Source organism: Bradyrhizobium sp. USDA 4504 (assembly GCF_054063995.1).
Genome location: NZ_JBSSGV010000001.1, coordinates 253,794 through 278,501 on the forward strand (window position 1 = coordinate 253,794; position 24,708 = coordinate 278,501).

A 24,708-nucleotide genomic window follows, 5' to 3' on the forward strand; every position below is an offset into this window, starting at 1 on the left:
TGAAGCGGCGCTTAACGACGCAGGGCTTTGAGATTGCATGCTTCGGGGTCGTGACCTTCCACTGAACTCTTGTCTAGCCGCGGTTGGAGTTTCAGGGCGGATGCCAAGGTGGCGCTTGTGGAGCAGCGGACGATCCGTGGGAGCGCGGCCGTTTGTCCTTTTGAGGTGAGCGGCATAGGCCAAGGTTATGCAGATCAGATATTCAGAGACGAGTGAGGCCGGCGCAAATCAACCCAAGCTGCGATCTTGGCGTGGGCGTCGTCTCAGATCGAGGAAAGGGTCTTATTGAGCAATTGGTTGAGCGATCCACTCTCCTAGTTAGCAGGGCCTACAAGGCGGGCAAATGCAGTCGCAGTTCAGGTTCCATCAAGCCGCCGCTTGTGGCGCGTGCACAAGGCCTTTGCTGCCGCTTCGCCATATCCGCCGCCACGATCACGGGCGACGATCGAGATCGTGGGATGAGCGGCAAGCCAGGCTTGTGCAGTCGCAGGCCGCCGATCTGGCTGCAGGGTAACCACCCGGCGGAGTGCCGGGTTGCAGATGATGCTGGCGTATCGCTGATTGCAACGCCAAACCAATCAGCAATGCCGATAAATCCGAGCGGATCAGCCGGCGGACGGCTATGGCGGTGGACCACATGCAGCAGGTATCCGTGGTCCCCCTTCGGCGTATCTCTCCGGCGAAGGCCGCCTTGTGTAGTTTGCGAGGCGGCGAGAGGATTTGACCTTATGTATGGTCCGGCCGTGCGTTGCGAGAAGATTCGTCGAATTGGCAGTGGCGGTCTTGCATCAATGTATCCGGCCTCCGATCGGAGCATTTGTGGTCCGGGCCATCATGGATATCAGCGCGCGTGCGTTCTGATTAGTCTACAGGCCTCGAAGGGGCCATTAAGGTCACCAGTATCCGCACACGCTCGGAAGACCGATCCTCCATTTTGTCTTGTCTTCTCGCAGACCTCGGCTGGAGACTGTTGATGCGGCCATGTCATCGCTTGCTCCTGATATTGCGTGGTTCCTTTGTTCGGACCACGGGGCCGTTCCTTCGTCCCGGCCCGCAGAACGTCGATCGCGTCCCGCGCGGGGGCGGTCAAGGCCGGCCGTGGGTCTTGGCTTACGGCTGACTGGACGTCGCCAGGCCGCGCCTTGACAGCGCCGAGCACGGCGCGACCGTCAGGCGGGTCGGGCGTCTGCATCGCCGATCCTGGTCATCTCGAAGGCGCGTCCTTTAGCCAGCACAGCCCAGGCGATGCGGGCAAGTTTGTTGGCGAGCGCGATAGCGAGCACATTGTGGTGTAGCCGCTTCCTGGCGGCTTCGATCCAGGACGTAAACCCGTAACGTTCTCGGCTCTTTATCCTGACCAGCGCGACCCATGCCGCCTGCACGAATAGAACGCGCAGGTAGCGATTGCCACGCCTCGAGACTTTGCCAAGGATCGTCCGGTCTCCCGTCGAAATCTGTTTGGGCACCACTCCAAGCCAAGCGCCAAAGTCGCGACCTTTGGAGAATATGTCTCCAGTGCCGATCGCGGCCACCATGGCGCTCGAAATAATCGGCCCGATGCCAGGCACCGTCATCATGCGCGAACAGGCCTGATCCTGACGGGCAACGGCTTCGATCTCTTCGGATAGGCCATTGATGCGCTGATCCAACCGGCGCCAATCGACTGCCAACTCCTCGATGATACGCAACATGCGTGGTGACGGGGCATCGGCGCGCGTCGCAAGAATGGTGGGTAGTTCTGTGCGTAGGAAGCCGATGCCCTGTCGCATGGCGATCCCGCGCTCCAACATGAAGGCGCGAGTCTGGTTGATGATCCCGGTGGGTTGCGACACCAGGCGCTCGCGCACCCGATGCAATGCCTGCAGATCGAGCTGCTCGGCGGTCTTCGTCGCGACGAACGTCATCGTCGGGCGCTGCATGGCCTCGGCAATCGCCTTGGCATTATTGAAGTCGTTCTTCTGTCCCTTGTAGGGGCGGCGTACGTATTTGGCCGGCATCAGTCTGGCATCGTGACCAAGCGATGCGAGTCTGAGGCTCAGGTGATGTGCACTGTCGCGCGGCGATCAGGATGGAAGAGCGCGTCAATCAAGGTGAGAGAGTTTCGCCGGGCTCGTGACGTAGGGAGGGCGTAGCCCGACCGGAGTTACGAGCCCGGCGTCGGCGCGATCCGCGAGGGACCGCGCCGACTGGTGATCGCGGCCGGCAGGTTATGCAAGTGGTTCTTCCGCCAAGAGGAATCACTCGCTTGCCCGGCCGACACATCACAGATCACCAAATGAGGCTCTACATGAAGTACCGTCAGACCGATAGCCCGCCAGTGGCGGCGGCCAAGGCGTCATTCAGTGCGTCGACCGCCTATCGGATCGAGAGAGATCCCCGACTTCCATCGCAAAAGAAGGCTCCCCGCGGCCGGCGACGACCCGACCCGCTGAGCGACGTGTTCGATACCGAGATCGTCCCGATCCTGAAGGCGGCACCTGGCTTACGCCCGGTGGCGGTCTTCGAGGAGATGCTCCGACGTCATCCTGATCTCGGCACCGGTATCCGTCGTACCCTGGAACGTCGTATCCGTGCCTGGCGGGCGATCCACGGCGAGGAGCAGGAGGTGATCTTCCGCCAAACCCACGAGCCCGGCCAGCTCGGCCTCTCCGACTTCACCGACATGGGCGAGTTGGGTGTTACGATCGCGGACACGCCGCTGGATCATCGTCTGTATCACTTCCGTTTGGCCTATTGCGGGTTCGAGCACGCCCACGTCGTGCTTGGCGGCGAGAGCTTCGTTGCCCTGGCCGAAGGCCTGCAGAACGCTCTCTGGTCGCTCGGTGGGGCGCCGCGGGAGCATCGGACCGACAGCCTGTCGGCCGCATTCTGCAATCTCGATCGCGATGCACGGGACGATCTGACGCAGCGATACGAGGCCCTTTGTGCCCACTACGGCATGCGTCCCTCCCGCAACAATCGAGGCGTCGCCCACGAGAATGGCTCGATCGAAGGGCCCCACGGTCATCTCAAGCGAGCAATCGCGGACGCCTTGCTGCTGCGCGGAACTGTCGACTTCGACGATCTTGCTACCTATCGCGGCTTCATCGACGAGATCGTCAGCCGCCGCAACGCCCGCAACGCCAAGCGAATCGATAGCGAGCGCGTGGTGTTGCAGGAGCTGCCCGATCGCCGGACCTCGGACTACGAAGAGGTGATCGTCCGCGTGACGTCATCGGGCGGCTTCACCCTACGCAAGGTGTTCTACACGGTGCCATCGCGCCTGATCGGTCACCGGCTGCGGGCGCGGCTCTATGACGATCACCTCGACGTGTTCGTCGGTGGCACGCACCTCCTGACCTTGCCGCGCGGGCGACCGCATCCCAATGGCAAGTACGATCAGGTCGTCGATTATCGGCACGTGATCCATTCCCTGCGGCGCAAGCCAATGGCGCTTCTCAATCTGGTTTATCGAGACAGGCTGTTCCCGCGCGAGGGCTATCGGAGAACCTTCGACCGATTGCGCGAGCGCTGGCCGGACAAGAAGGCCTGCCGGATCATGGTCGATCTTCTCGCGCTCGCTCATGAGCGCGGCTGCGAGGCCGAACTCGCCGATCAGCTCACGGCCGATCTTGACGCCGGCCGACTGCCCGAACTCAACCGGCTGCGCGCTCACTTCGCTCCCGACCCCGCCCACCTGCCGAACGTCGTGGTGCAGCTCGCGCCGCTTGCCACCTACGAATGCCTCATCGGTACCGCCGAGATCGGAGGTGACGCATGAGCGTGGCCAACACCGTTGATACCGCGCGCCTCAATCTGTTGCTCAACGAGCTCCGGCTGCCAGCCATCAAGGTGCTGTGGGCGCAATTTGCCGAGCAATCCGACAAGGAAGGTTGGCCGGCGGCCCGCTTCCTCGCCACCGTTGCCGAGCACGAGATCGCCGAACGCGGTCGCCGGCGCACCGAGCGCCATCTCGTCGAGGCGCGGCTGCCAGCCGGGAAGACCTTCGACAGCTTCGACTTCGAGGCCGTGCCGATGATCTCGAAGGCGCAGGTGATGGCGCTCGCCGCCGGTGACAGCTGGCTGGGCAAGGGCGCTAATTTGCTCCTGTTCGGGCCGCCCGGCGGCGGCAAGAGCCACTTGGCGGCAGCTATCGGCCTGGCCCTCATCGAGAACGGATGGCGTGTCCTCTTCACCCGCACCACCGATCTCGTCCAGAAGCTTCAGGTGGCGCGGCGTGAGCTCAACCTCGAGGCGGCCGTCAGCCGCCTTGATCGCTTCGATCTCCTGATCCTCGATGATCTTGCCTACGTCACCAAGGACCAGGCCGAGACCAGCGTGCTGTTCGAACTCATCAGCGCACGCTACGAGCGCCGCTCGATGCTGATCACCGCCAATCAGCCCTTCGGCGAATGGAACAAGGTCTTCCCGGACCCCGCCATGACGCTCGCCGCCATCGATCGTCTCGTTCACCACGCCACCATCGTTGAGATGAACGTCGAGAGCTATCGCAGGCGCACCGCGCTCGAACGAAAACGCGGTCCGGGACGCCCGCCCTCGCACGCGACACCCAAAACTGTCGCTGATTGACGCTCCGCGACAATCAGAGCTCAACAAAACTCTTGCGCGCGACAATCTGCGCGGCAATCATCACTCCGCCGCGACACTGACTCGCCATCCAGATTGCCGCGCCTTCCCATCCAGATCGACGCGCTACAGTGCACCGACGCAGGCCTCCATGCCGATGAGGCAACGCGACATATTGGCGAGTCGAGCTTCCACTTGGTAACGCGACCACTTTGGCCGCAGCACGATGGCGCCACGCGCGTCGTGGCCACGACGCGGTACGAGTTTTGCCGATATCGATACCAATCACGGCGATCGCAGTGTTTGCAGCAGACATGGTGTGGCTCCTTGTTTTTGGCTGGCGGGGCGGGATCACGGCTGGACCATCCCATTAGTCTAGCTTTAAGGTCACGTTGGGAATGCAGGTCAATGTGTTGGGCGCCGAGCGTCGGCGGCGATGGCGTTACGACGAGAAGGTTCGCTTGTCGAAGAGACCTTGCAGCCCGGCGAGACGGTCTGCGGGGGTGGCAAGCCGGCACGGGGTGGCTCATAGCCTGCTGTTCACCTGGCGTCGACAAGCGCGCGAGGGGCGAGTGGGCGGAGATACCGTGCCTGCTCTCGTTCCCGTCGAGATCACGCGGCTGGCTGGGTGTCGCTAGGCTGCGGCTTGATAGCGCCGAGCACGGCTCGAGGATCAGGCGAATCGGACGTTGCACCGCCGATCCTCGTCAGCTCGAAGGCGTTCTTTGGCTAGCACTGCCGAGGCGATGCGGGAAAGGTTGTTCGCGAGCACGATTGCGAGCTCATTGTGGTGTAGCCGCCTCTTGGAGGCTGATTCTCGAAAACCCGCGAGCAACTGCTACATACCCATCAAAGCGCGGCTGCGACGATAAGATGCGGCTGTTCGATACAACCCGCGAGGCAATCTGGTTCTGGTAACCGTCAGGCCAAAGCCGCGTATCGTGTTTGCGGCTTTCTGCTCCCGCATGATCCCGAATGATCTGTTCAGGCGATCGGATGGTGTCTTATTCTTCCGACAAGCAATTGCGCCTGCCTCGAAATCTTCGCCAGAACGAATTTCAAATCGGATGACGCTAAAGAGCCAAGTCACGTGCTTTGTCGAGGCGAGTGGGTATGTCTCCCAACTTCACAGGTATCAAGAATGATCGCATCGTTTCATGCAGCATCATCCCTTTAGCGGATGCAGCAATTTACACCTCGATCAACTACCAAGCCTAGCAATTGATCCAGTTACCGAAGCATGTCACGTTCAGGGTGACGAGCCGTCCGGTCGGCCAAACGTGACTTGTGAGGAGTTCGGCATGAAATCTCAGCCACAGACTCATGGCCTCGATCAATGCGCTCGCTTGTCGCAGAGTTCTTGCGCGCGCAAGTCGGGCTAACGTTGGCAGTTCTCGGTCTACGTGGAGGCGAATGATGAAAGGCATATGGACCTCCGTTCGCATCTTTGGTTACTACGAAACACGGGTGTTGAGACGGATATGTTTCTTGTATCATTGGACATGGCCCGCTAACTGACCGCTGCGTGAGGAAAGTTAGTTCAAATGGAGATGCAGCATGCGAATCGATAACCAAATGAAGCTCGGACTTTTCCTCGTTCAGGCGGAATCTCACGAAGGTGCGTGGCGCGATCCGAGCGTACCAGCGAATGGTGGTGTTGATATCGACCATTATACCCATCTCGGAGCAATTGCCGAAGACGCGGCTTTTCACTTCGTATTTGTGGCCGACAGCCCAAGCGTGTTAGATCGAGATCGCGGACACATGGCCCGTGGAAGCCGAAAAGATCTCTTGGAGCCAATCACGCTGTTGTCGGCGCTTTCATCGAGAACACAAAACATTGGCCTTGTCGCGACAGCGACGACGACGTACCATCAGCCTTATCACCTAGCACGCATGTTCGCCTCACTTGATCACCTGTCGCGGGGACGTGCGGCGTGGAACATTGTTACATCGGGAGGTAAGTTCGAAGCACCCAATTTCGGGGATCGCGAGCTTCCCGACCACGACGGGCGCTATGCTCGTGCAAGAGAATTCGTAGAAGTTGTTAAGGGGCTTTGGGACTCGTGGGAAGACGACGCCTTCGTTCGCGACAAGCAAAGTGGGGTCTTCGCGGACACTACGAAGCTGCATTTGCTCGAGCACCGAGGGAGCCATTTCTCAGTCAGAGGTCCACTCAATATCGCACGGCCGCCTCAAGGCCATCCCGTGTTGGTTCAGGCCGGTGCGTCCGATGCCGGAATAGACTTCGCGGCAGAATTTGCCGAGGTCGCCTTCGCGTCCGCGCCTTACTTAGAGCATGGCAAACGATACTACTCAACACTCAAACAGAAAGCGCGCGAACTTGGGCGCGCTGACGACCAGGTGCTAGTCATGCCGGGCATCGTTCCGATTGTTGGGAGGACGAAGCGAGAAGCTTCTGAGACGCTGCAAAGACTGCAAACGTATACGCACATCGACGTCCAAATAGGAGTGGCGAGTCGCTTGCTGGGGTTTGTCACCGATCTACGTTCAATGAATCTTGACTCATTGGTCCCCGAGTCGTTACCGCAGACGAACTTCATTCAAAGCACTCAGAAGTTGCTGCTTGACTTAGCCGTGCGCCAGAAACTCACTTGGAGGCAATTGATCCGGCGCATATCCGACGCAAAGAGTCAACTCATGGTTGTTGGAACGCCAGATGAAATTGCCGACGTTATGGTGGATATGTTTGACCGACGTGCGGCTGATGGATTTAACGTAATCCCTGCGAGCCCCGCCGGATTCAAGGATTTCATTGAACTCGTCATTCCCCAATTGCGCCGACGAGGGAAGTTCAGGTCCGGGTATTCCGGGCAAACCCTACGAGAGAACCTTGGTCTGAACCGACCGCTTAATCGATACACGCAGGCAAGTATAGGCAGTAGTGGCAGGGGTTATACGGCGGCAAGTTCGGCTGTCGCCCGTGAAGGAGCCGTCAGACCCTAAGAGAGTTTCGAGTTTTTGTAGAAGACGTTTTGAGATTGCAAGATTTTGGGTCGAAAGCCTCCAGAGTTTTGCAGTTTCATTGCCGGCAGCAACGTCATTCTGCTTGGCGAAGACTTCGTTAATTCAGACATGTCATATCTCATCTCTCGTCCTGACATGCCGAAAGCTGCTAGTATCGCTGCACGGTGATTATGCTTCTTTGGCGGAGGGCATGTTGGCGCCATCTGCGAAAGGCAAGCCGACCTATTTTGGTTCGGGCTTGCGCGGTTGCGAACATCCATTTGATGCGGGCGCGGGAGGTATTGCGTTGTCGCTCCCAGGCCGCGACCTCGGATACGAGGCGTTGTTTGGATTCAATCCGCCGATCCAAGCATTGGCTGCGCAGCACGCCGATCTCGATCTCGACTATGTTTAGCCAGCTGGCATGCTTGGGGACGCAGTGGAACTTGAGCCGGCGCAGAATGCGACGCGCTTTGGCCGGCGGGAAGGCTTGATAAAGCGCGCCGGCGGAGTGGGTGGACAGATTGTCCAACACGACGCGGATGCGCTCTGCCTTTGGGAAGTAAACATCGGTGAGTTCGCGCATGCAGGCGGCGAAGTCGACGGCGCCGCGGCTGTCGGTGACTTTGACCGTGCGCCAGGACCGGTGCGCGTCGAAGAAGATGAACAGATTGACGGTGCCATTGCGCTTGTAATCGCAATCGTAGCGCTCGAGCTGGCCCACTTTGGCCGGGATCGGCCGGCTTACTTCGCCCATGAGTTGGGTCGGGCTTTCGTCAAAGCAGACGACCGGGGCTTCGGATCGGATTTTTCGGCATAAAGGTCGAGCACATCCTCCATGCGGGCGACGAACTCGCCATCGACCTGCGGAATGCACCACATGTCCTTGCGCCAGGGCTTGAGCTCGTTTTCGGCCAGGCGCCGGCGCACGGTCTCCCGAGAGATGGTATCGTGCTCGGTAAGCCTGACCAATTCGCCCGCCAAGCGCTCCAGGGTCCAGCGCGCACGGCCTACTGGCGGGTTTGAGCAGGCCGTTGCAACCAACAGCGCCTCCTCCTTGCCCGAGAGCTTGCGGTCCGCTCCGGGGCGCGGTTCCTCGCTGAGCGCTGCCTCCAGGTTGCCGAGCACGAAGCGGCGCTTGGTCCGATAGATTGTCGAGCCGCTGACACCGACACTGGTGGCAATTGCGTCGTCGCTGGCGCCCGCATCGGCTGCCAGCAAAACCTGTGCTCGCTTGAGCTTGCGCGCGGCGTGCTTACCGCCACTCAAAAGCGCTGTGAGTTCGGTCCGCTCGGTTTGGCTCAGTTCGACCCGATAGCGTACATTCATCCCTGCCTCCTCGTCTGAGGCATGGACGAACAGCTGAATCGGACGGCCGGTGTGAGTCTTGCTGCAAAAACCTTCACGCCCAAGCAGGGGTAGTATCTGGCGTTTATCCACCTCTACACGCGCCTGCATCGCCGGCCACCGGCCGAAGCCGACATGCAGCAATATTTTCGCGTCAGCCCGCCCTCCGTTCACCAGATGGTGCTGACGCTCGAACGCGAAGGCTTCATCAGAAGGCAACCGAGGGCCGCTCGCAGCATCGAGCTCCTCGTTGATCCGCGCCAGTTGCCGAGCTATTGTGACCAGCGTGCAACCAGTCAAAATCACTGTGTCACGGTACTAGCCTAACGAAGCCGTTGGGCGGAGGATCGCTAGCTTGCGAGAGTTTGTTTCCAGAGCAGGCCTTCGCACCATATGTTTTCAACGCGTCCCCACTGGCAGGCCGTTGCGGCATCCGGAAAAAAACCACGTCCGGGAAGGTTCGCGCTCGTATTACAAAGCAGCGGAATGCCAGTGAGCTTTTCATATTCCACGAGAAGCGCGGCGACTTTGTGGTGAGAGGTTCGAGGAACGGTCTGCAACCGCGCAGATCCATCGAGATGTACAACGGCCGGTATTTTGTCTCGCCATTTCGCTCGCGTCTGGTGATCGAAAAGCATATACGGGTCTGGCGTGCCAGGCCTAAAAATTTCCGGGGCGCGATCCTCCAGACAGATCGGCGCCACTGGCCGAAAGTATTCGCGAAGTTTGATGTCATTAAGGTGATCCTTCATTACCGGCGAAGTCGCGGCCGCGAGAATGCTTCTGCCACCCAAAGCCCGGGGCCCAAGCTCGGCGCGGCCGGTAAGAAAAACCACTGGTTTGTTGCTAGCTAGGATGCTAGCAACTTCACCTATGCTGCACCGCGTGGCCTCCCATTCGGGTGGCATTTCGCTATCTTGCAGAGCTGGGCCGCTGTAGACCGACCATTCCAACGGCACGAAGCCTTTCTGCTCCGCCATTGCGGAGCAAGCAGCACCAATCGCCGAGCCGCTATCATTCGGAAAGGGAGGCACCCAAACAGCATCGAATAGGCCGGTCGCCCGTAGTGCACTGTTCCATTTGATGTTGAGACCGCAGCCGCCGCCTATACACAAATTTCTCGATCCCGGAAGACCTGGATGCCGCTGCAAAGCAATCGCTATTTCGCGCAGGATTAGATCCTCAAGGAAACAATGAAACGATGCAAGCACATCTTCGGGTGGCGTGCCTTCCAGCCGCGGCGTGCTGGCATTGAAAAAGCCATGCAGAGCTGCAAGCGACGCCTCAGCGCTGTTAATGTCCCCTCGATAATGACGGGCGAGCTTCGAGTCGGCCGCAAAGCGCTTTTCGTAAAGTTCCCGAAATACCGCCACAATATTTTCATCAACAGACCCTAGCGCGATGAAAGCCATCACCTTGCCGGCGATACCCCGGTCCCCCCAGCCAGTGTAGTTCGCTCTCTTATACGGCCCGAAATGGTGACCAGCTACAACATAAGCGTGCCCATTCATCGGGAACAGGCACTCCATGAACCGGGCGCCTCGGGGTTCTACATAGTAGAGACGTGGAAACATGCCGCCGTCCCATACTAAGCAGCACGCGGGTTGTCCGGCCTGGGCGAAGGGACTCGTACAGTATGCTGAGGCCACATGGCCTGTTACGTGCGGATAACTTCGATAAGGAAAGTCGTCGCCGTCGAGCATAAGGCCAAATCCGTCGTGCGAATTGAGCAGACCCTCGGCATGCCGCTCGAGATAAGGCCCTCCTCTGAGAGTGATGGGCGATGGTCCACTGAGGACCTCGAAGCGCGACTCTACGTCCCCTGCCCAGCCGTCGATAACGAACTCATCAACATCCCGCGGAGCCATATTGTGCTCCGCTAGAGCGAGGACAACTGCGTCGAGATTTTCGATGACTTGATACCGTGAATTGTTGCTCCGCTTTTCTTGTTCGACACTAAAGATAAGCCGTCGGTCCTCGACAAGAGCGACGGCTCCGTCATGGGTCAATTTGATGCCGCAGATACGCATAGTGTGCCTCCATGTCTAAACACCAGCAATCGATGGAATCGAAACGTCGAATCGTACTCCGAAATGGCGAACAAGCGATCCTCATTGAACGTCTAGGAGTGCCACGCAAACTCCCTTTTGCGCACTGACGCGCAATCCTTGAAACTCCTTGTTGATCGGTCTTGGTCGGCAACCGGCTTTCCACTTCCGTTTGGTGCGCTGGCCGCCTTGGCCGACCGCCGTCGCTTGAAAGATTGACGTCCGAACGCGCCTCTCATTCTGTCGCTCTCACCCGTAGCGATGCAGGATTTGCGCCAGCGACTGGGCGGTGTGAACTCTAAGAATCTTTAGGGGCAAATCAGGTTCAATGCTTTTCAGGGAGGCGGGCTTGTTAACATGGATCGATTGGCTTTCTGAACGACGTGGCGCCGCTGATCGTCTCTGCCTGGCCAGAGGGGCAGCTCGATGGGGTGAGATAACCGGATGTTCGTTGAAGGTCTGCCTCGCATCGTGCGTACGGCGCTCTCCCTGGTGTGATCTGCCGCTTAGGGAGTGGGACAACGTGCTCCGGCGCATCAGCCATGGATCACCAAGGGTGTTTGATGGCAGATCTTCGAGGCGATGTCCGATGATCCAGATCTCAAACATCTGGTCGTCGATTCTCAAAGTCCAGGCGCCTCACCACGCCGTCGGAGCGAAAAGGGGCCCGAAGATCAGGGGCTTGGCCGCTCGCGCGGCGCCCAGGGCACGAATATACATATTGCCGTTCGTGGCTTGGGATGTCTTGTGAGGTTGGCGCTCACCGCAAGCCAGAAGGGCGATGCACCGCAAGCCGCCGGACTGATCGAGGGATTTGTCCGCCGGACAGAGGATACACGATCGCTGAACTGCAGCCGCACATCGCACCGCCTGAGATCAAGTAATGGCGCTCGTCCAATACGGATGCCCGGGCAAATTAGCTGATCGCCATTGCACAACCGGATCAGTACCGAACGACTTGCGACAATGCATCCGCGCATCAGGACGAGGTCGGCTACCAAGAGTCGGGTGAAATGCGCTGGGCCGCTCGCCGGCATGCTTGCGGGAACTCGAAATTATCTCGTGGTCGGAGCGGGTGCTGCGTCAGAAACCAAACGTACCCGATGTCTGGAACACGCCAAAGTGTTTGCGTGCGCTACATTCGGCGACAATCCGCGAGCCATCTCTCTAGCAAAGATCGCCGCGACGAAACCGAAGCCGCGACGCTAAGCCTGAGCTGATCATCGAGAGTATGCGGATAGTTCAAATTCGGGTTAGGTTAATCATCGTAAGACGGCCGGAATGATAAAACTGGCCTCCGGGGGCGGCGCGTCTGAAGCGCGCCTTAGTGATCATGCCGAAAGTCGCTGACAAAGTCGCGCGAGTTTCTGAAGCATGGATCGGCGGGCTCCTTCTCATCGACGCAAGTACCTTGGCCTTGTCAGTCGGATCGGAATAAAGCCGACCACATCACGCAGATTCGCGACAAAGACGGATTAGTCCAGAGCTTGAATCTGCGGGTATGGTGAGGCTGCAGACCGAAAAGCCTTGAACTGTGCTTCTCTGGCAATTCCCGCCTCTTGGGCGCGATGGCGCGCACGCTTCAAAAAAGCTAGCGTCGCTACGGCAGGTGGAGCCCGTCATCACCGCGCGATCGCCCAGAAAATCATGCCAGAGATTCACTCTGTCTATCTGCGTATCATCCATCACTAGATAGTGTTGAAGCTCGACATGGGGGCGACCGATACCACAAGAGGTGTCCATCTGTCATGCCCGCCTGCTCGGTTGACTACAGCAACCTCGGAACACCGACAACCTGCAGCGGCGTTCCGAGGAGGCTGCGAGCTACATGTCTCTTGAGGCAAGCCGCACACGGCATTCGGCGAGTGGCACGCCCATTGCTGGGATTTTGCTGTCTGCGCCGAAGTTCGCCGCGTCTCTATCGTCAGGAGGCTCGGTGAGGTCTCCCTGATTGATGCCGATCAATGCGCTGATGCTCGGAAATCGAAAAGCGGTGCACATCAGGCGATAAACCTATTGCCGCTCTGGTTCGGCTTGGGACAGGTCAAGTTTTCAACGAAAGGAGAAGTAGGGATGATCTCCGAGGTATTTATCACCTGTGCGCTCACAGGAGGCGGGGGAAGGCCGAATTATACGAATGTACCGGTAACCCCGGAGCAGATCGCTGACTCGGGGATCGAGGCGGCGCGAACGGGGGCTGCGGTGCTGCACATCCATGTGCGTGATCCCGAGACCGGGCGAGGTTCGCGGGATCCGGCGCTATACCGGGAAGTGGTGCAACGCATTAGAACGTCAGATGTGAATCCGGTAATCAACCTGACTGCGGGAATGGGGTGCGCCCTCGTGCTGGGTGGGGCGGAATTTCCGCTGCCGCCAGCGCCGGGGACGGACATGGCGGGCGCGCATGAGCGGCTGATTCATGTTGAAGAGCTGCGTCCTGAGATCTGCACATTGGATTGTGGGACGCTGAACTACGGCAGCGGCGACGAGTTGATCGTGGTCAATACCCCCGCGACGGTGCGCGCGATGGCTGCGCGCCTTCAAAAGCTTGGGGTGCGCGCCGAGCTCGAGGTGTTTGATACCGGTGATCTGGTGATGGCGCACGATTTGATCAAAGAGGGACTGATTGACGATCCGCCGTTGATACAGTTGTGCATGGGAATTCCGTATGGCGCTCCCGGCGACCCAACTACGCTTATGGCGCTGGTGCACCGCCTTCCGCCGTGCGCCGTCTACTCGACTTTCTCGATTGGACGAATGCAGCTTCCGTATGCGGCCTTGGCACCGTTAGTCGGTGCAAACGTGCGGGTAGGGCTAGAGGACAACCTGTACCTGTCGCGTGGGCGGCTGGCAACTAACTCTGAGCTCGTGCAGAGGGCGGTAGAAATTCTCGAGCGAATCGAGGTGCGGGTGATGAGCCCAGACGAGGTACGGAAGAAGCTCGCGCTCAAAGTTCATGCCTGAGAGGTCGGAGCCCATGCCGAAAAGATCACTCTGAGACTCAGTCGTGAGCGGTTGAACTGCAGCGTGGCCGCGGTACAGGATGCGCTCGAGCGGCACGGCTCGTCTCCAACGAAGTGGACGAGCGGCTGTACGGTCTGTTGCCTGGTTCGGTCGAGTGCGTGTACGAGATGCTGGCCAACACGCGGCTGACGTATCGACGGCTGTCGGCGCGCCGGCTGAAGCTCAACGAGGTGCTCGAGCTCACCGATGGTTCCCCTAGACGAACCTACTTAGCAGTTAGCCTCGCGAGGCGAGAACCACACCATGCCTAAGCTCAAGCAGAAGCGCAACGACTGCTTGGCGGCTGTGCTGCAGAGAAGCACCCATTGGCGCTAACTTATAGTGTTGCGCTGGAGGATTGATTGTGATTCCAGAATGGGATGACACGCGAAGCACTTTCGAACGCCGAATGGTTGCGCACCGTCGATCGGCTTGGCGGCGCTGAACTGCTCGAGAAGGAGGTGCGGGAGTTCGGCGCGTTCGCAAGAGCGCGCAAGATCAAGTGTGCGGTGGATCAGTTACGGCTGGTCCTGGCCTATTGTTGGGGCACCCGTGGGCTACGTTGACGGCCGCCTGGGCGGAAGCGAGCGGGCTCGTCGCACTTCTCAAGCGGCTACGTCATTCGGCGGGCTGGCTCGAACGGCTGGTCGGCCGATTGATTGAGGCGCCCTCGCGCGAGGTAGGCGTGGCAGCCGCCAAGGGCCGCCGGTGCGCCTCGTCGATGCCACGTCGGTGGCGAAGGCGGGACGGGAGGCTCGCGCATCCAGTGGCCAGTGGCGGGTCCATTCGGTGTTCGACGTGGCGAGCGAGCGCTTCACTGCCTTCGATCTGACGGACGAGAGCGAGGCCGAGGATATCGATCGCGCCGCTGCCGTCGTGGACGAAATCTGTGTTTGCGATCGCGCTTATCTGCAGCCCGATCGCATCGCGAAGCTGCTCGGCGGTGGTGCCGACATCATCGTGCGTGCCGGCTGGCATAACGCGCGCTGGCTTGACAGCAGAGGAAACCGGCTCGATCTCATCGCGCTTCTCAAGAAGACGCGCGGCAAGGGACTGATTGATCAGCCGATCTGGATCGAAAGTTCGGCCAAAGGGCCCATTATAGCGCGACAATCAGGATGAGAGCGCGTCTCACCCTGATCGCCGCCGCGCAGCCCATCGCATTGCGTCTTGTGGCGATCCGCAAGCCCAAGCAGGCGCGCGACCTCTCGATTGAGAAGCTCAAGCGCCGCGCGCGACAAGGGTCGTAACCTGATGCCCGAGACCTTGGTTGCGGCCGAATGGGTCCTTATCGTCACCTCGCTCGATCCCGATGAATATCCGCTCTCGGCGATCGGTGCCCTCTATCGATTGCGATGGCGCATCGAGATTGCCTTCAAGCATCTCAAGAGCGGCATCGGTCTGGCGGGACCGCCGGGCGACGATGCCAGGAGCGCGAAGGCGTACATCTTCTGCCATCTCTTGCTGGGCCTGTTGACCGAGCCGCTCATTGCCGAGCATCTCGGTGACTCTCCCCGCCGGGAGGCCGCGTAAAAAACGGCGTTTGGCGCCTGCTGCGCATGATCGTTGAGGTGCTCGTCGACGCGGTTGTTCCCAAACCCGACGTGCAGATATTGCACGCCGCCGCGCATGCCATCCAACGTCATCTTCGTGAGCCGCCGAGAAAACGGGCCTATCAAAACCCAATCTGGTAAGTTAGCGCCAATGAGGGGAGCACCCGAGGGTACAGCGTTGGCGAGGTGGTCTCAGAAAGAATCTGTAAGTAGGTTTCTATGAGTTTTGCTGAGAAGACTCACATGACGACCGACGCGACGATTACACCTGAGCTACTGGATTACTGCTTGCAGAGAAGCCTGAAGACCCCCGCAGGTGCAGACGCGATTTTCAAGCGGCTGATAAGGCTCTGATCAGCGCGCGCTTCTCTGGGATGGACGCCGCGGGTCGCGCGAAGTGAAGCGTAGCGGAACGTAGCGTGACCCGGGGGCGACGGCCCGAATTGGCGTAGCCTTCCGGAACCGAGCCGATTCGTCGGGAGCGACCAATCGCCCCCTGTGGCCCGACCACCTGGGGGATGCGTGCCCCGTCGGATTGGCCGTGATCGATGCCCCGTGGGGAGTTCGCGCCGGGCCAGTGCTGTTTTCTCCGAGCGCCAGTACAGGGATCGGCAAAGGTCGCGGTGGCTCGCTTGCTGCGACAAGGAGAGGGTATGACGGATCAGAAACATTGGTATGCCGGCGTCGACTGGGCCTCGGAGAGCCATCATGTGTTCCTCACGGACGGTGATGGCCGAAAAATCAGCGAAAGGGTCTTCAGGCACGGCGGCGAGGGACTCGCTGAGATGGCGGACTGGCTGATGGCGACAAGCGGCGCGGTCGAGGGGCCTCAAATCCAGGTCGCAATCGAGGTACCACATGGCCCCGTGGTCGAAACGCTGATCGAACGCGGGTTCAAGGTGCACGCCATCAATCCGAAACAGATGGATCGCTTCCGCGACCGCTTTACCTTGGCCGGTGCCAAGGACGTAGCCGCAATGCCGAAGTGATGGCCTCGGCCTTGCGCACCGATCGGCGTTGCTTCCGGTTGCTCGCAGCCGCTGACCCCGTCGTCATCGAATTGCGCGAGTGGTCGCGCATCGCGGAGGACCTCGGCGCAGAACGCAACCGGTTGACGAACCGCTTGCGCGAGTAGCTTTGGCGCTACTTCCCCGCAATGCTTGAGCTCGAAAACGACCTCGGAGCAGAGTGGCTGCTCGATCTCTGGGAGACCGTGCCCACGCCGGCCAAAGCCGTACGGATCCGTGAGACGACGATCGCCAGGTTGCTCAAGCGTCATCATATCCGCCGTTTCGACGCCGTCCATGTGCTCGATATCCTGCGTAAGCCGCCCGTTAAGGTGACCGCCGGTGCGACCGAGGCCTCCAGTGCCCACTTCGCTACGCTTATCGCGCGTGTCCGCTTGGTGAACCGGCAGCTCAGGCAAGCGCATCATCAGCCCGACACGCTGACCGCCCATCTCATCCCGACCGACGAGGCCGAGCCGGGGCAGAGGAAGCAGCATGACGTGGAGATCCTCGCATCCTTGCCGGGAGTGGGAAGGATCGTCCTCGCCACGCTGCTCGCAGAAGCCTTCGATGCCCTACAGCGACGTGACTACGTCGCCTTGCGCAGTTTGACAGGAGTCGCGCCGGTCACCAAACGGTTGGGCAAGACCTGCCTTGTGGTCAGAAGACAGGCCTGTCATGACCGGCTCGCCACGCCATGTACCATTTTGGGCGCGCGTCGCCATCCAGCACGACCCTAGAAGCCGCTCGAAATACGCCGCACTCCGAAGCCGAGGTCACAGCCACGGTCGGGCTCTCCGATCGGTTGCCGACCGCCTTCTCAACGTCGCTTGCGCCATGCTGAAAACCGGTACCACCTTCGACCCGTCGCTGGCTGCCCAAAAATCCGCTTGTTAAATGGTGGGGAGTCCCCCCGACGACAACATCGACCCACGGTTCAGGCTGCCCGCGTGGGCGCCGCTGCTGGGCGCCAACAACATCGATCACAGCCTGCCTCTGGCCGTCCAATCGAAGTGGCCGGAAGACCGGTGATTCTTCTGTGTGACGCATACGCGCGGTTTCGGCGCGCGAGATCGATACTGAAGATCAACTTCATAAAAAGCCAATTCGGTGACGATGAATTATGTGGGCGGGATCGAAGCTGCCTCTGGCGAGCGCTTGTAGCGGTCGAGAATCTTCGAATTCTCAAATTTTGAGCAGAATTTCTGCAATGACAGGTTCGCGTTGGGGGAATATCGGCTTTAGAGATCCTTAATTTCCGTTGAGCGGACGAGAGTATCCGCTCAAAGGGGGACATCCATGAAAATTACGAAGAGGGTGTTGATCGGCTCTGCAGCAATGTTTGCGAGTGCGGGAGCGCAGGCGGCCGATCTTCCGTTGAAGGCGAAGCCTATCGAGTACGTGAAGATCTGTTCACTCTACGGCGCCGGATTCTACTACATCCCGGGCACTGATACCTGCGTCAAGCTTGGTGGCTATCTGCGGGTCTGGACCGGCTTGCGCACGAACGTCATCGGGGCTCCTGCGGACAGTGGTTTGGGGGGCGCACAAAACCGACTCAGTAACTTCTATGCGGCTCGAGCTCAGGAGCGTCTAGACATCGATACGCGCACCGCAACAGAATATGGCGTAGTGCGCACCTATTTCGGAGCCGCTATGAGATGGACTACGGGGGGCTACACTGCGCAAGGAAACGGATCGACCGTTTACCAGTCGCTCGGCGGCGTTTCGGCACCGAACAACGCCAATCCCGGCGGTATCGCTGGCGGTACGATCGCCGTCTACGATGCCTTCGTCCAGTTCGCTGGTTTCACAATTGGTAAAGGGCAGTCGCAGTTCAACTCGCCCTGGTCCGATTATCCGGGCAACTGGTACGATATCGTAGGCAGCGGAGGCTGGGAGCGCGTGAACCAGTTCACCTACACCGCCGATTTCGGCCGAGGCATCACGGCCTCCTTTTCGGCTCAGGATCAAGTGATCAACTACACAACGAACATCTGGAACGTGAGCGCTGCGACACCCGCAGGTCTCGCGACTGGTACTTACGGTGCCAATGACATCGGTGGAACGCGCGCTCCAGACCTCGTCGCCATGCTTCGGGTGGATCAGCTTTGGGGCCTATTCCAAGCGTCAGTTGCCGCGCACGATAACCATGCGGCCTATTATGGCGCAACTGAGCTCACCGGTCATCCCGACGATAAGTGGGGCTGGGCTGGCCAGCTCGCATTGTCGGTTAAAAGTCTCCCGACTGGTCCGGGGGACACCGTGAACATCCAGGGGGTGTATACGAAAGGTGCCAGCCGCTATAACTTCCATAGTTATATTTCGAGTACCTTCGCGATGTATGGAGGTACGAGTTTAACGGGTCCTTACCAGAGCGTCGGACTTGCTGGGGTTTCTGACTCCGTGTTCGTGACTGCCTCTGGCCAGGAGTTGACCACCACCTTCGGCTTTAACGGCGCCTACACCCACAACTGGGATCCCTATTGGGCAACCGCCATCTACGGCGCGTTGGGCGCCGTGCGCTATAATAGCATCGCCAAGACGTACGTCTGCAATGCGGTGGTCACGGGACTAGCCTTGTCGAGTGGGTTTGCTGGCTGTAACCCCGACTTCAACTATGCGAGTGTCGGTACATACACCTCATGGACCCCAGTCAAAGGCCTCGCCTTCTTGGTCGATCTCAACTACACGATGCTCGATCAGAAGTATGCGAGTGGGAGCATCGTGACGCTACCGCAGCAGTCCAGCATTGCAAAGCCGGGTGCTACGTATGAGCTGAAAAACCAAAACAGCCTCTCGATACTGCTCCACGCTCAGCGCAACTGGTGACACTCTGGCAAAAGCTGCTCTCTAGATCCAGGTGTGTCCCACCAAGAAACTTAACTGGATGCGTCCATGTGGCTATTCTGTTTTCGATCACGATTGGACCATTTATAGACTTGGATAGAGCGCCAGATGGTCGCTTCAGCGCCGCGGTGGTAAGCGCTACCTTCATCGAATCGGAAGCAAGTTGCTAGTCCCGCGGGAGTAACCTGAGGGTCAGAGCGCGACCAAGCTTAAAGCTGGTCGCGTTCACGGCGTCGGGGGACGATCGCTGGCGTTGCTGCTGAACTCGGAGCCCTAAGCCCAAGTCCGTTTCACCGTATACTGTTGGTACTTCAAAGTACGCATACGACGAAGCTTACGATTACCCACATTTTTTGAGGCCTGGCCCAACCGAAAACTTGGGTCGCCGGAATCACTTGTGATTCTTTGATGGGCACCTGATTCGAGAAGAGGTGCTCTATGGGGCTGACTTCACGCGCCCGGGATGAGAAGGCGCATCCGTTGGCGTCTGACGCGGTGGCCTGGTTTTGAAGCTGCGCTGTGCGAATTCCAGGACACTCGACTTGGCGAGAGATTTCGCATGCTGCTGAAGCAGATTGGTGGAGACATCGGACAGAGCATTCCAATGGTTTGCCAAGACTGGGCGAATACCAAGGCGGCCTATCGTTTCTTCTCCAATGAACGAGTAAGCGAGGCCGACATCCTATCTGGTCATTTTAAATCGACGCGGGAACGTATCGCGGCTGCGAAAGGCCCTGTTCTTATCCTGCAAGATACGACCGAATTCACCTATCAAAGGGAGCGCCCGGATCTGGTCGGGATGATTAAGCGCATTCCCAAAAAAGCAACTCTCGAAGACTGGACGGAAACCCCAAACGTACACGACATGCGGAATATTGATGCATTCGAGCCTTGCGGTGATGCGACCATCGGTCAGGAAGCGTTCGAAGATAGCACGGCGCGAGACCGCATAGCGGACCGCCTCAGCCAGCTTTGATTTGCCGGAGATCCGCCGCAAGATCTGCTGCCAGGAGTCGAAGAGATCTGCGACGATCGCCGCGGAGGCTTGCTGGCGCGCGGCAACGCGAGTGTCGGGGCTTTGACCGCGCACGGTCTTCTCGATCTGCCAGAGCTTTGCCATCCGCTCGACCGTCGTCGTTGCCACTTTCGAACTTCCTGCAACATGCAGCTCGTAGAATTTGCGCCTGCTGTGTGACCAGCTTGCGTCAGGACAAGTCCTGGAAAGGAGGAAGAATGTGATCTGAAACCTTTCAACGTGACCCAGAGGGTTCGACGCCCTCCCGGCAAAGGCGGAGCCCGCCAGCCGGAAGCGAGGCTTGCATGGGTGACGGCAACGTCACTCGTGAAGCGTAGACAGCGGGTACTGAAGCCCTGTGACCAGCCTCGAAATCACGGTCGTGCTGAAGCCTTCGCCGTGTTGGATCCGGGGGCAGCACTGGGAAAGCCGCGCTATGGCCAGGCTGACCGGTTCGGCCGGGGTCTCTGAGCAGGGCAAAGGTACGGGATGGGACACCAGGAAACCTGAGAGGTCCCGTTTGTGCCCACATGGAAAGCCGGCACGGAGCACCGGCCACAACAACGCTCCAGGCCTGATGACCGACTTGGCGAGCATCGAGAGCGCGCACGCGAACACGAACCTCCAAGGCATGTGGAATCCCGAGGTGAAGACATAAGCCGACGGACGCGCGCGGCGGGAAGTTGTAGCGGCTTCGTAGTACCGAGGAAGGCGGGGAACTGGGCTCACCGGGACCCACTGGAGGGAAGGGAGCTGCCAGGCGTTAAGACCCATTGACGAGAAACACGGGAGGGAACGCTGAGTCCCACGAACCTGTCCACGAAACGACAATGGATAGCCGATCTGGCGAGGAAAAATCCTAAGCGGGTATTGACCTCGCTGCATCACCTGATCGACCGTGAATGGATGCTCGAGGCCTATCGCCGGACGCGCAAGGATGGCGCGCCCGGCATCGACGGCGTGATGGCGACGGATTATGAGGCGAAGCTGGAGAGCAATCTTGATGATCTTCTGGCGCGCATCAAATCCGGTCGATACATCGCGGCGCCGGTGCGTCGGCACTACATCCCGAAGGCGGACGGCACGCAACGGCCACTAGGCATTCCAACGCTGGAAGACAAAGTGGCGCAGCGGGCGATTCTCCTGCTGCTGGAGCCGATCTACGAGACGGACTTCCTGTCCTGCTCGTATGGCTTCCGACCGGGACGATCGGCCCATGATGCTCTGTACGCTCTGCGCAATGGGTTCATGGAGCAAGGGCTGCGTTGGGTGGTGAACGTCGATATCTCGAAATACTTGGATGTGGCTTCATAATACCCCCTGGTTCATGCGGTTTGGTCAAGAAGGCTGGATTGCGGGGCTAAGACCTTGATGCGGAGTCCTTTTTGCTTCCCGCGCACAACGTGCACGGCTTCGAGTTCGCCGCGCTTGACTCGCTGCAAGACGGTTTGGCGCGAGACCCCGAGCGCCCGCATAGCCTCGCGCATCGGCAGAAAGTCGTCGGACGTTTCGCTGTTGAAGCGGGCCTTGAGTTCATCGGTCAGACGAATGCGCCAGGGAGCACCGGGCGTGAGCTGCTCGCCGGCGATGATACCGTCGTTGAGTAAACGATGGATCGTCGAGGGAGCGACACCAAGCGCGTTGGCGGCTTGCTTGATGGTCAGAAGATCGCCGTCGGCTCGCGGTTTTTCTTGGAAGCTCGGGATCTTCCAGTGCCGGCGTAAATTACCGACGCGGTTGCGGTCGAAGCGGTGGCCGTAGGCCGTTGTGCGGCCCTGCCGGTTGAGGATGCCGGCGATCACGGCATCGGGATAATGCACTGCCAGTGGTCGCAGGAGCGCAACTGTATCCTCGTCGGTGCGGATCGTCGCTGGCTGCGATCGGGGCAGGGCGAGATCGATCTCGGTCAGCGCGCCGCCCTTCCAGCGCAGCGTCAAATGGGCGGCAAAGGCATCGCGATCGACTTTGATGACGACCTCGTCGAGGAGCGTGCGCAGCAACTCCTTCCGGTCGCGCGGCGTCGTCGTGCTTGCGTTCCAGACGGAGACGAGATCAGGTCCGAGCGCGAGCAGGCGGTCACGCTCCTGTTGGCTGATCATATGGGGGCGAGCGGCCTCACGACGCGCAAGATCGGCCTTGGCGGCCTCCAGCGCCTTCAGGCATGCTTCCCACTCTCGCTCGAGACCGCGCGCGACGAGACGGTTGTCGGGATCGACGGCGCGATAACGGCGTTCTGCGCGTTGGGCTTCGTAGCTGGCGCGTTCAACGGCAAGTCGCCATTGTTTGAGCGCCGCCTCGCGATCCGCTTCAAGCCGTTCCGCGGCGGTGAGTGTCGCGGTCAGCTTTGCGGGTTCTAAGGCGGCGATGAACGCCTGGGTGATGGCGTGATCGATCTGAACGCCACCGATATTGAGGCAATAGACGCCTCGGTTCTCGACCAGCACTTTGCCAGCACAGTGATAGCCTGGCGAAGCATTGCGTCCGCGATAGTGGGTATGCAGGCGGCGGCCGCAATGGCCGCAACTGGCAAGACCCTGCAGGAGAGCGCCGCCCTCCCTCACGGCGCCGCCGCCCTTGTGCGGCTGAGGTCGCGTATTCTCGGCGAGACGTTGCTGATTTGCTTCATAGGTCTGCCAATCGATGAAGCCTGGATGATGCTCGGGGATGAAGACCTGCCATTGGGAACGCGGCAAGGATCGAATCCGCTGCTTGCGCGCGCCAGTGCCATCGAGAATCGTCTCTTGGCGCGTTTTGCCATAGACATAGGCGCCGGCATAGACGGGATTGGTCAAGACCTGGTGGATGGCGGTGTAACTGGCCTCGCCCCAGCGGATGTCGGCACGGGCGTGCAGCTGCAGCGGGAACGTAAGCCCCTCGGACCGAAACCAGAGCCAAACGCGACGCGCCGATCCCATCTCGGCATAGCGCGCAAAAACATGGCGAATGGCGGTAACGACAACTCATCGGGATGGAAGCGGACCTCGCCATCAGCCTCGCCCCAGACGAAGCCGACCGGCAGACCGCGGCGTAGTTCGCCGCGCGCCGCCTTGTTGCGGATTCCACCGTTGAGGCGAGCCCGCAGCACGTGCAGTTCGGCTTCGCTCATCGTGCCTTTGAGCCCGAGCAAGAAGCGATCGTTGAAGAGCGCCGGATGATAGATGCCGTCGGCATCGCCGATCAGCGTGTCGGTAAATCCGGCCAGATCAATCAGGCGGTACCATTCGGCGTTATTGCGCGCGAGCCGCGAGACTTCGAGACCGAGCACCAGACCGACGCGCGCGAGCGCCACTTCGGCGGTGAGGCGGGCAAAGCCCGAACGCGCCACCGCGCCCGAACCGGAGAGGCCAAGATCCTCGTCGATAACGATGATGCGGTCATCGGGCCAGCCGAGCTCGCGCGCTTTGCAGACAAGCGCATATTTGTCGCTCCGTCGATTCGCGGTTGTGCTCGACCTGTGCGGCGCTGGATTGGCGCAGATAGACGACGGCCTGTCGAGAGAGATGACTTGGCGTAATCTTGACGCGCTCATTCATCGCTTGCCTCCGTCGCCGGGCCGTTCTGAAGCAGGCGTGAGATGAGGCGCGCCAGAATCTCGATTGCCGCGATGCGGGCGGCTTCGTCGATTTGCTCCCACGCGACTGGCGCGCTTGGTGGAACATCGGGCTGATCGAAAACGTCCAGGTTCAATTGCATGACGGCTCTCCTTGCACGGCGCCGACTCGGCGCCCCGGATGCAAAGAGCGTCGACCAGCTTGCGCAAGTGGAGCAAATCACCGAGCCTGCCGAGATCGTGGACAGCGTCATCGGCATCGATTGGCGGCATGCCTCCAAGCGGCTCTACCTGCCAATCGGTCCAGCTCGCCGGAATCAACGACCGACTGCCATCCGGCAGGACTGTGAGGAGATAGCGGATGCCGCGTCGCCTGATGGTACTGATGACGGCCAGCGTCCGACCTTCGAAAGCGTGACGCTTGCGCGTGATCGTTACCGAAGCCGGAATATCATGGTGATGGGTAGTCTGTGGCCGCTTCCTTCGACACCATCGACCACACGCACCTGCGCCGATTCCTCGATCAGCGAGTCGCGGACGGCATCGTCCGGAGGATGATTGATAAATGGCTGAAGGCGGGGATGCTCGAAAAGGGCGTCCTGCGCCGCACGACTGGTGGAACACCCCAAGGCGGCGTGATCTCGCCGCTGCTTGCAAACATCTACCTGCATTATGTGCTGGATGAATGGTTCGAGCAGGTGGCGCGACCGCGGCTCAAGGGGCGATGCCAACTGGTCCGATACGCTGATGACGGTGCGCCACGACGGCGCGAAGGAGGTGTGATGTAGAGCACCTTTGAGCA

General features: G+C 59.8%; 22 protein-coding genes and 5 pseudogenes. 18 read left to right on the forward strand and 9 right to left on the reverse strand.

All coding sequences use genetic code 11. The features are described from left to right. Positions 1 to 1,169: 1,169 nt before the first annotated feature. A pseudogene (locus ACVMB1_RS01060) lies at positions 1,170 to 2,048 on the reverse strand (IS110 family RNA-guided transposase); the annotation flags it as partial. Between the two features lie 197 nt (positions 2,049 to 2,245). Here ACVMB1_RS01060 and istA point away from each other — a divergent pair. Further along, entirely contained in the window at positions 2,246 to 3,760 is a 1,515-nt protein-coding gene (gene istA / locus ACVMB1_RS01065; RefSeq protein WP_456794397.1) for an IS21 family transposase, read from the forward strand. Next, complete coding sequence (gene istB / locus ACVMB1_RS01070; protein ID WP_225649550.1) at positions 3,757 to 4,569, forward strand: IS21-like element helper ATPase IstB; 813 nt, start codon at positions 3,757 to 3,759, stop codon at positions 4,567 to 4,569. Before istA ends, istB begins: the two co-directional genes overlap by 4 nt. Before the next feature lie 129 nt (positions 4,570 to 4,698). Here the strand turns inward: istB and ACVMB1_RS01075 are convergent. Further along, positions 4,699 to 4,882: pseudogene (locus ACVMB1_RS01075) on the reverse strand (IS110 family transposase); the annotation flags it as partial. A gap of 82 nt (positions 4,883 to 4,964) precedes the next feature. Between ACVMB1_RS01075 and ACVMB1_RS01080 the strand changes: the two are divergent. Both ACVMB1_RS01080 and ACVMB1_RS01085 read left to right on the forward strand, forming a co-directional pair. Beyond that, positions 4,965 to 5,204, forward strand: coding sequence for a transposase (locus ACVMB1_RS01080; RefSeq protein WP_456848017.1), 240 nt, complete (start codon positions 4,965 to 4,967; stop codon positions 5,202 to 5,204). Positions 5,205 to 6,123: 919 nt separating this feature from the next. Then, positions 6,124 to 7,533 carry an LLM class flavin-dependent oxidoreductase gene (locus tag ACVMB1_RS01085; protein ID WP_456848019.1) on the forward strand — a complete coding sequence of 470 codons (1,410 nt, stop codon included), beginning with the start codon at positions 6,124 to 6,126 and terminating at the stop codon, positions 7,531 to 7,533. 169 nt (positions 7,534 to 7,702) lie between these two features. Here the strand turns inward: ACVMB1_RS01085 and ACVMB1_RS01090 are convergent. Then, positions 7,703 to 8,862 (reverse strand): IS630 family transposase gene (locus tag ACVMB1_RS01090; RefSeq protein ID WP_456849850.1). Its coding sequence is split into 2 segments (ribosomal slippage): positions 7,703 to 8,331 and positions 8,331 to 8,862, totalling 1,161 coding nucleotides; the frame shifts between segments, so codons are not numbered across the junction. A gap of 153 nt (positions 8,863 to 9,015) precedes the next feature. Between ACVMB1_RS01090 and ACVMB1_RS01095 the strand changes: the two genes are divergently transcribed. Next, entirely contained in the window at positions 9,016 to 9,207 is a 192-nt protein-coding gene (locus ACVMB1_RS01095) for a hypothetical protein (protein ID WP_456848021.1), read from the forward strand. Between the two features lie 23 nt (positions 9,208 to 9,230). On the opposite strand, the gene nodU is transcribed toward ACVMB1_RS01095, so the two are convergent. Next, positions 9,231 to 10,910 (reverse strand): nodulation protein NodU, encoded by a 1,680-nt coding sequence (gene nodU / locus ACVMB1_RS01100; RefSeq protein ID WP_456848023.1) that lies wholly within the window; start codon positions 10,908 to 10,910, stop codon positions 9,231 to 9,233. Between the two features lie 453 nt (positions 10,911 to 11,363). Here nodU and ACVMB1_RS01105 point away from each other — a divergent pair. From ACVMB1_RS01105 to ACVMB1_RS01155, 11 genes and pseudogenes are all read left to right on the forward strand, one after another. Further along, positions 11,364 to 11,741 (forward strand): annotated as a pseudogene (locus ACVMB1_RS01105) (IS5/IS1182 family transposase); the annotation flags it as partial. A 1,260-nt stretch (positions 11,742 to 13,001) separates the two neighbouring features. After that, positions 13,002 to 13,892: a 3-keto-5-aminohexanoate cleavage protein gene (locus ACVMB1_RS01110; protein ID WP_456848025.1), complete on the forward strand. Its 891-nt coding sequence runs from the start codon at positions 13,002 to 13,004 to the stop codon at positions 13,890 to 13,892. 419 nt (positions 13,893 to 14,311) lie between these two features. After that, the gene (locus ACVMB1_RS01115) at positions 14,312 to 14,497 is read left to right on the forward strand and encodes a hypothetical protein (protein WP_456848027.1); all 186 of its coding nucleotides are present in this window, start codon (positions 14,312 to 14,314) and stop codon (positions 14,495 to 14,497) included. A gap of 142 nt (positions 14,498 to 14,639) precedes the next feature. Then, entirely contained in the window at positions 14,640 to 15,053 is a 414-nt protein-coding gene (locus tag ACVMB1_RS01120; protein WP_456848029.1) for a transposase, read from the forward strand. Then, positions 15,050 to 15,181 carry a hypothetical protein gene (locus ACVMB1_RS01125; RefSeq protein WP_456848031.1) on the forward strand — a complete coding sequence of 44 codons (132 nt, stop codon included), beginning with the start codon at positions 15,050 to 15,052 and terminating at the stop codon, positions 15,179 to 15,181. The genes ACVMB1_RS01120 and ACVMB1_RS01125 overlap by 4 nt, the downstream gene beginning before the upstream one ends. Before the next feature lie 4 nt (positions 15,182 to 15,185). Next, positions 15,186 to 15,464, forward strand: coding sequence for a transposase (locus tag ACVMB1_RS01130; protein WP_456848033.1), 279 nt, complete (start codon positions 15,186 to 15,188; stop codon positions 15,462 to 15,464). A 673-nt stretch (positions 15,465 to 16,137) separates the two neighbouring features. After that, complete coding sequence (locus tag ACVMB1_RS01135) at positions 16,138 to 16,473, forward strand: IS110 family transposase (protein WP_456848035.1); 336 nt, start codon at positions 16,138 to 16,140, stop codon at positions 16,471 to 16,473. After that, on the forward strand, positions 16,473 to 16,619 hold the full coding sequence (locus tag ACVMB1_RS01140) for a hypothetical protein (protein WP_456848037.1): 147 nt from the start codon (positions 16,473 to 16,475) through the stop codon (positions 16,617 to 16,619). The genes ACVMB1_RS01135 and ACVMB1_RS01140 overlap by 1 nt, the downstream gene beginning before the upstream one ends. Before the next feature lie 21 nt (positions 16,620 to 16,640). Beyond that, complete coding sequence (locus ACVMB1_RS01145; protein ID WP_456848039.1) at positions 16,641 to 17,231, forward strand: transposase; 591 nt, start codon at positions 16,641 to 16,643, stop codon at positions 17,229 to 17,231. A 559-nt stretch (positions 17,232 to 17,790) separates the two neighbouring features. Continuing rightward, positions 17,791 to 19,323: a porin gene (locus ACVMB1_RS01150; RefSeq protein ID WP_456848041.1), complete on the forward strand. Its 1,533-nt coding sequence runs from the start codon at positions 17,791 to 17,793 to the stop codon at positions 19,321 to 19,323. A 481-nt stretch (positions 19,324 to 19,804) separates the two neighbouring features. Further along, positions 19,805 to 20,317 carry an IS4/Tn5 family transposase DNA-binding protein gene (locus tag ACVMB1_RS01155; protein WP_456848043.1) on the forward strand — a complete coding sequence of 171 codons (513 nt, stop codon included), beginning with the start codon at positions 19,805 to 19,807 and terminating at the stop codon, positions 20,315 to 20,317. On the opposite strand, the pseudogene ACVMB1_RS01160 reads toward ACVMB1_RS01155, so the two are convergent. Further along, positions 20,240 to 20,539: pseudogene (locus ACVMB1_RS01160) on the reverse strand (IS66 family transposase); the annotation flags it as partial. The gene ACVMB1_RS01155 and the pseudogene ACVMB1_RS01160 overlap by 78 nt on opposite strands. A gap of 687 nt (positions 20,540 to 21,226) precedes the next feature. Here ACVMB1_RS01160 and ACVMB1_RS01165 point away from each other — a divergent pair. Beyond that, positions 21,227 to 21,670 carry a reverse transcriptase domain-containing protein gene (locus ACVMB1_RS01165; RefSeq protein WP_456848045.1) on the forward strand — a complete coding sequence of 148 codons (444 nt, stop codon included), beginning with the start codon at positions 21,227 to 21,229 and terminating at the stop codon, positions 21,668 to 21,670. Positions 21,671 to 21,681: 11 nt separating this feature from the next. On the opposite strand, the gene ACVMB1_RS01170 is transcribed toward ACVMB1_RS01165, so the two are convergent. The 4 genes and pseudogenes from ACVMB1_RS01170 to ACVMB1_RS01185 form a co-directional block, all read right to left on the reverse strand. Further along, entirely contained in the window at positions 21,682 to 22,455 is a 774-nt protein-coding gene (locus tag ACVMB1_RS01170; RefSeq protein ID WP_456849852.1) for a helix-turn-helix domain-containing protein, read from the reverse strand. A gap of 285 nt (positions 22,456 to 22,740) precedes the next feature. After that, a pseudogene (locus ACVMB1_RS01175) lies at positions 22,741 to 23,244 on the reverse strand (recombinase family protein); the annotation flags it as partial. Beyond that, the gene (locus ACVMB1_RS01180; protein ID WP_456848047.1) at positions 23,145 to 23,885 is read right to left on the reverse strand and encodes a recombinase family protein; all 741 of its coding nucleotides are present in this window, start codon (positions 23,883 to 23,885) and stop codon (positions 23,145 to 23,147) included. The pseudogene ACVMB1_RS01175 and the gene ACVMB1_RS01180, both read right to left, overlap by 100 nt. After that, positions 23,882 to 24,049 (reverse strand): hypothetical protein, encoded by a 168-nt coding sequence (locus ACVMB1_RS01185; protein WP_229177792.1) that lies wholly within the window; start codon positions 24,047 to 24,049, stop codon positions 23,882 to 23,884. Before ACVMB1_RS01185 ends, ACVMB1_RS01180 begins: the two co-directional genes overlap by 4 nt. 327 nt (positions 24,050 to 24,376) lie before the next feature. Here ACVMB1_RS01185 and ACVMB1_RS01190 point away from each other — a divergent pair, with 327 nt between their 5' ends. Beyond that, complete coding sequence (locus ACVMB1_RS01190) at positions 24,377 to 24,694, forward strand: reverse transcriptase domain-containing protein (RefSeq protein WP_456848049.1); 318 nt, start codon at positions 24,377 to 24,379, stop codon at positions 24,692 to 24,694. The last annotated feature ends 14 nt before the right edge of the window (positions 24,695 to 24,708 follow it).